The following is a 5,875-nucleotide window of genomic DNA, read 5'->3' as shown; positions in this document are numbered from 1 at the left end:
GATCGAGCGTGCCGTCGCGACAGAAGCGGTAGAAATAACCCTGCACGGTCGTGAACGGCGCGAACTCCTTCGGGATCTGCCGCCACTGGCAGCCGGTCGCCAACATGTAAAAGATCGCCTCCACAATCGTTCGCAACGCCACCGTTCGGGGCCGACCCCGATGCGACGGTGTCGGCATGAACGGTTCGATCAGGGCCCATTCGGCATCGGTGAGGTCGCTTGCATAGCGTAATCCGGCCCGGCAATCTCGTTGCCGAGCGATTTCAGTCCAGGCCATCGTGTCTCCGTTCGTCCTTGCAAACGAACTGAATCACAAAATACTGAAATCGCTCAACTATCTTTTTCGGTCCGGCTCTCAGCAAACTTTCACCGCCCGCCCTGAAAGCGCTGCACAAGCTTGGTGCGGCGCCGGTGATTGAGGATGACGGCCTGGTGTTGGCGGAATCGGGGGCGATTACTGAGTATATCATTGACAAATATGGCGGTGGCCGGTTGCGGCTTGGGCCGGACGATGCGGATTACGCGGCCTATTTGTATTGGTTTCATTTTGCCAACGGTAATCTGCAGCCCGTGATGGGGCGCGCCATGATGGTCGGGCGGGTGACATTGGCGGCGGATCACCCGGTGCAGGTGGCGGTGCAGGGATGGGGGCGCGGCCGGCCTATCGGAGGGCGATGGCGAAAGGCGATCCGGATTTGACGCCGATGCTGACGTGAGGATTGGGCGGGATGCTGGTCAGTGGGGTTGCTCGATGTGCGTTGCGTGGGTGATGAACGCTCGGCCCGCCGGATTGCGAAAGGGGAACGCGGTTTTTGGTAGTGGTGGTTTTGGGAATACGCGGTGCGGGACGACGCCGATTTTGTGCGGCATGTCGATTATACGCGGTTCGACCAAGTCAAGCACGGGCCTGTGGTTGTCGGCTGGGATAGGCCGTTCCCGTCGTTTCGGCGCGCGGTGGTGCGCGGGGATTATCGGGCCGATTGGGGAGATGGGGAGGTGCTTGGTGGCGCCTATGGGGAAAGACCGGACGGGTGAGGTCAAGGGAAGTGGTGGGTGGGGAAGAGGAACCGACGCTGCGCGTTGCTGCATATTTCCAGAATAGTCACTCAGGGAATGGGGGGAGTGTGTGCAGGGGTGGAAATGGGGACCGTTGGATTCCCAGCATGGCTGGGCTGGAGCGGACCTTCACCGAATGGCCAGCTTTGGCCGATAGCTGCCTGACGGCTCTGGACCAGGAATTTAGGTAAGCGGACATTGCTGGCCGGTAGGTGAGCTGGCGGGTTTCGACCAAAGCCGCTCGCCTGTGGCCTAATATGTTTAATCTGAAACCGGACGTTGCGGGAGGGTCTGCGACGGCAGTTTGACGCCCGAAAGCGTACTCTGCGGTCTGGCGGAAATCACTGTTCCTCCGAATGTGCCGTTGCCCGAAATGAAGCGGTCAGGCCAGAATAAACGCAGATGGATCGTCTTCCCACGGATTGAATATCGCCGCTCCGCTAAACTGCACGTCCTTCGTATTGCGCGTCACCAGAAACAGTTCATTCTCGAGCGCTGTGGCTGCCAGCAGTGTATCGATCACACTTGGGGCGTGCCCCGTGCTACGCTTCACATATCCTGATATTTTACCCCACTGGCGCACGATATTGTCGTCTACCGAGATGATACGACCCTTGAACCGTGCTTCCAGCGCGTCACGCGCCGCGATATATCGAGACCGTTCCGCGTGGTCGACCGGGAGATTATGGATACCCTTATCGTACTCTCCCAGCGTCAGGATGCTTATAAACAGTAGATTTTCCGGCTGCGTTGAGGCCCAGGATTTTACACTCGGCGCGCCATTTGGATTTATGAGGGCAGCGATGACATTGGTATCCAGCAACCAGCCGATCACAGTTCGACGTCTCGGCCCTGGTCCTGGTCTCGAACCAACCACAATCCGTTGAGATGCAGCCCCTCCAGGAACGTGACGAGCGGCACCCGTGGATTTGCCGGTATCAGACGTTCCAGTTCCTCGACGCTCATCACGACGACCGCATCCTTGCCCCTAACGCTCACACGTTGCGGGCCTTCGTTGCGCGCGAGACGCACGACTTCGCTGAAGCGTGCCTTGGCATCTTCTAGTTTCCACCCCCGGCCTGGATGCGCAGAGCGGTCAGCGCCACCTAGTTTTTTCCGGCGAGGGGTTTTGATCATCGCAGTCAATACCTTCTGAACCTAGTCAGATAGTCAGGGGGTACTGCATAGGCGAAAAACACAGGCGATGCAACAGACCTGATCAAGCGAGGTCATCTCAGTTTGAATTTCAGGTTTCGACCAAAGCTGGGCATACGCTGGCCCAGGAGGCGCTTTCCGGACCAGACGTTCAGCGTCGACCAGCGCCGGCAGCTTCGCGCTCATGGTCGTCGTTCCGGCGCCTAAATAGTGCGCCCGAAAGCTGCCGTTCGGACCGATTATGTAGGGTGGGGCGCGAAACAGCACCTCATCCTACAGCTTGCTGAGCATAGGTGCATGCCTTCAAATTCGATCTGCGCCAAGCAAACATATCCCACTCAAATCGCAACAGCTAATCAAGTCTCGGCAGCCACGCTCTTGATAACAACGTAACGGCTTTTGCCAATGCGGCGGTTGCGCAAGAATCCCTGGCGTTCAAACATCGTCACGGTCCCGTTATGTAAAAAAGACGGCGAGACAGCCCGGCCTTCCAAGTCTTCCGGATAGCTCTCGACCGTTCCGCCGCCAAGCCGCGCGATCTCCCGTAGGGCACCCGTTAGGGCCACCACCGCCACGCCTTTACCGCGATGGGCCTTGGCCACGAAAAAACAGGTGATCCGCCAATCGGGCAGAACCTCCAGCCCCTCGTTGTAGCCACGCAGGCTTTTGATGCGTGGAACCTCGTCGGTTGGTCCAAACTGGCACCAGCCGATGCAGTCTGTTCCGTCATAGACGAGGGCGGCATGGGCGCGGCCCTCAGCGACCCGGCGTTCCTTCTCCGACCGGTTCTGCGCGGCGGTCTTGTGGGGACCGACGCCCTCCGCATGGAAGGACATGCACCAACAACCGCCCCAGACGCCGTTATGCTGTTCCACGACACGTACAAAATCGGGCCAGGTGTCCGGGTTAAGATCCTTTACCGTAAAATCGGCCATTTCTTTGACTGCGTGCCGCCGGAAACTATTTGGTTACGTGGTGTAAGTCGCGCCGTCCTTGTGGACGAAGCGGCCGTCAGCGTTGGCGCTCATCAAGTCGATGTCGGTGCAGATTGCCACATCCTCAGCCTGGCGCGAACCTACCTCCAGATATACCGCTCCACGCTCACTTCGATTGATCATGTGGTGGCCATTGCCGGACGCCTTTGGAAAAGCCGCGCAGTCTCCAGCACGCAGCACGGTCTCCCCGGCATCTTCGATCAGCACCAGCTCCCCCTCAAGAACGTAGACAAACTCATCCTCATGCGAGTGCCAGCGGCGCTGGCTGGACCAGTTGCCCGGTGGAAGCTGCATGAGGTTGACGCCAAAATCGCGCAGTCCGCCGGCATTGCCTACCCGTTGTCGGATGCGGTGCGCGCAGGGCGCGTCGAAAGGCGGCGGATAACCGGCACCGGTTACTTGCGGGACGTTGGGGATATCGATCTTCGGCATGAAGGAAACCCTTGATGGGGAGAAGTAGAGGTTCGGCAGCGTCGTCCGCCGCCGTAGTTTGCGCCATTAAATACAAGACGAGCCGCAGTCTCAAGACTTGTGGCTTATTAAATGAATGTCCGCTTTTTGCCGAAACTTTTTCCAGACCGGACCAGCTAGAAACGGCCAGGTCTCGCCATAAGGCGAGTGTCCGATAACCGCTTTTCGCGGCCGTAAGCCGACCGGCAGAAACCCACCCAACCCCGCCGATCGGCGCCGAGACCGCGAATGGCCGCTTCGGAGAAACTGAGTTGTCCGCCTAAACGACGGCGATGAGCGCAAAGCCGTCAAAGTCTCGCCGCCCATGTGGCGCTAATCCCAGCTCTCGACCACCGATGAGGGAAGGCTGACCCAAGCGTGGCGCCGTTCGGCATAAACCGAAAAAATTGGCGGCGGAAAGCTGGGGTCCGCAAATGCACCGATTGTGACCGCGACGAATTCATCGCCTCCCGCGTGGTTCCTGTAGACTGTCGATCCGCAATCGGGGCAGACGCGGAACCGAGCGCGGCCGCCCCTATTGCCGATTCGAACGTATTCGGCTGTGCGCCCGGCTACGACCAGTTTCTCCTGACGGAATCGCGCCTGGAGGCCGAACGCGCTGCTGGTCCGTTGCGGGCATGCAAGGCGATGGCACATCGAGGCGCGGATCGGCTCGCCCGTGCGTTCGACGATGAGCTGGCCGCAGTAACAGGACGCGCGTCGCTTGGCCTCCAGGCGCGGTTCCGTCGGATGCTACCGCGCTTGCCGCGCACCGGGTCGTCAAACGGCGATTCGATCGAGACTAACCACCGTTATCGGTCAAGCGCGGCGAGTCCGGAACTCTGGACGGATTCGTGAGCAATCGCGTCGGTTGACGCCATGGCATCGGTGATTTCATCGGCAACATCCGCAATTATCAAAGTTTTTTTGCTTCTTTTTTGTTCACAAAAAAGAAGTGCTGCTCTTCCTTTACTGGCCCGGCGTATTTCCCGATTTCTGTTGACTCCGATGATCGCGGCATTTTACGCCGGTGGTGGGGAGACAAATGCCATGAGTCGGGTTCGGGTTCTTGTTGGTACGCGCAAGGGTGCTTTCATTTTGACGGCTGATGGTCTGCGGCGGGACTGGGTGGTTTCGGGGCCGCATTTTCCGGGGTGGGAGATTTATCATCTCAAAGGTTCGCCGGTTGAGCCGGGGCGGATTTTTGCGTCGCAGTGTTCGGGGTGGTTTGGGCAGATGGTGCAGCGCTCGGATGATGGGGGCGTGAGCTGGAGCGCGGTGGGCAAGGATTTTGTTTATGACGGGCTGGCGGGGACGCATCAATGGTATGATGGGACGGCGCATCCCTGGGAGTTCAATCGGGTTTGGCATCTGGAGCCTTCGCTGACGGACCCGGATGTGGTGTTTGCCGGGGTGGAGGATGCGGCGCTGTTCAAGTCGTGCGATGGCGGGGCTTCGTGGCATGAGTTGTCAGGGTTGCGGCGGCACACGACGGGGGCGACCTGGCAGCCGGGGGCGGGGGGGATGTGTCTCCATTCGATCGTGTTGGACCCTGGCAATCCGGCGCGGTTGTTTACCGCGATTTCGGCGGCGGGGGCGTTTCGGAGTGATGACGGCGGGGAGAGCTGGCGGCCGATTAACCGGGGGTTGCGGTCGGCTTATATTCCGGACCCTGAGGCGGCGGTGGGGCATTGTGTGCATCATATTGCGATGCATCGGGCGAACCCGCAGCGGTTGTTCATGCAGAAGCATTGGGATGTGATGCGCTCGGACGATGCGGGGGAGAATTGGTATGAGATCAGCGGGGATTTGCCGAGTGATTTCGGGTTTGTGATCGATGTGCATGCGCATGAGCCGGAGACGGTTTATGTCGTGCCGATCAAGAGTGATCAGGAGCATTATCCGAGCTATGGCCGAAATTGGGTGATGGCTTGGTGAGAAAGGTGGCGTATCGAGGCGGGTGGAAGCCTGCCTGAACCTCTTGAAGGAGCGATACGCCTATGACGAGCGATAGCACTATTCTTCCCTTCCGCAAGCCCGGAGACGTTGAGGATCCGCTGACGGGGATCCTTAGGGACGGGGCCCGTCGGCTGCTGGCCCAGGCAATCGAGGCGGAGGCTGAGGCGTTTCTGGCCGCGATGAAGGGTGAACGGCTGGCGGACGGCCGCGACCGCGTTGTGCGGCACGGTCTGGGTCCGGTGAGGGAAATCCAGACTGGG

General features: G+C 59.6%; 8 protein-coding genes and 1 pseudogene. 3 read left to right on the top strand and 6 right to left on the bottom strand.

Features of this window, described 5'->3' with window-relative positions:
• The coding region (locus BW994_RS18500; RefSeq protein ID WP_139334229.1) for a transposase at positions 1–277 on the bottom strand (277 nt) is incomplete at its 3' end.
• A gap of 59 nt (positions 278–336) precedes the next feature.
• Between BW994_RS18500 and BW994_RS18495 the strand changes: the two genes are divergently transcribed.
• Positions 337–699, top strand: a complete 363-nt coding sequence (locus BW994_RS18495) for a glutathione S-transferase family protein (protein ID WP_211252827.1) — start codon at positions 337–339, stop codon at positions 697–699.
• Between the two features lie 739 nt (positions 700–1,438).
• Here the strand turns inward: BW994_RS18495 and BW994_RS18490 are convergent.
• From BW994_RS18490 to BW994_RS20610, 5 genes are all read right to left on the bottom strand, one after another.
• Positions 1,439–1,891: a type II toxin-antitoxin system VapC family toxin gene (locus BW994_RS18490; RefSeq protein ID WP_029314264.1), complete on the bottom strand. Its 453-nt coding sequence runs from the start codon at positions 1,889–1,891 to the stop codon at positions 1,439–1,441.
• Complete coding sequence (locus tag BW994_RS18485) at positions 1,888–2,193, bottom strand: type II toxin-antitoxin system Phd/YefM family antitoxin (protein WP_076454843.1); 306 nt, start codon at positions 2,191–2,193, stop codon at positions 1,888–1,890. Before BW994_RS18485 ends, BW994_RS18490 begins: the two co-directional genes overlap by 4 nt.
• A 374-nt stretch (positions 2,194–2,567) precedes the next feature.
• Positions 2,568–3,146: a GNAT family N-acetyltransferase gene (locus BW994_RS18480; RefSeq protein WP_029314265.1), complete on the bottom strand. Its 579-nt coding sequence runs from the start codon at positions 3,144–3,146 to the stop codon at positions 2,568–2,570.
• A 33-nt stretch (positions 3,147–3,179) separates the two neighbouring features.
• Complete coding sequence (locus BW994_RS18475) at positions 3,180–3,638, bottom strand: cupin domain-containing protein (RefSeq protein ID WP_029314267.1); 459 nt, start codon at positions 3,636–3,638, stop codon at positions 3,180–3,182.
• A gap of 351 nt (positions 3,639–3,989) precedes the next feature.
• A complete protein-coding gene (locus tag BW994_RS20610) occupies positions 3,990–4,391 on the bottom strand; it encodes a GFA family protein (RefSeq protein ID WP_076454841.1) in 402 nt (133 codons plus the stop codon).
• Positions 4,392–4,706: 315 nt separating this feature from the next.
• Between BW994_RS20610 and BW994_RS18465 the strand changes: the two genes are divergently transcribed.
• Together BW994_RS18465 and BW994_RS18460 are read left to right on the top strand one after the other, a co-directional pair.
• On the top strand, positions 4,707–5,594 hold the full coding sequence (locus tag BW994_RS18465; RefSeq protein WP_211252826.1) for a WD40/YVTN/BNR-like repeat-containing protein: 888 nt from the start codon (positions 4,707–4,709) through the stop codon (positions 5,592–5,594).
• Between the two features lie 62 nt (positions 5,595–5,656).
• Positions 5,657–5,875, top strand: a pseudogene (locus BW994_RS18460) (IS256 family transposase); the annotation flags it as partial.

Source organism: Acidiphilium rubrum, assembly GCF_900156265.1.
GTDB classification, from domain to species: domain Bacteria; phylum Pseudomonadota; class Alphaproteobacteria; order Acetobacterales; family Acetobacteraceae; genus Acidiphilium; species Acidiphilium rubrum.
Note: the sequence above shows the minus strand (reverse complement) of the source record. Positions and strands in the feature narration are given on the sequence as shown.

Coding starts and splice junctions, on each gene's coding strand:
- BW994_RS18475 (WP_029314267.1), bottom strand. CDS start 3,638: ATGCCGAAGATCGATATCCCCAACGTCCCGCAAGTAACCGGTGCCGGT.
- BW994_RS18465 (WP_211252826.1), top strand. CDS start 4,707: ATGAGTCGGGTTCGGGTTCTTGTTGGTACGCGCAAGGGTGCTTTCATT.
- BW994_RS18480 (WP_029314265.1), bottom strand. CDS start 3,146: ATGGCCGATTTTACGGTAAAGGATCTTAACCCGGACACCTGGCCCGAT.
- BW994_RS18485 (WP_076454843.1), bottom strand. CDS start 2,193: ATGATCAAAACCCCTCGCCGGAAAAAACTAGGTGGCGCTGACCGCTCT.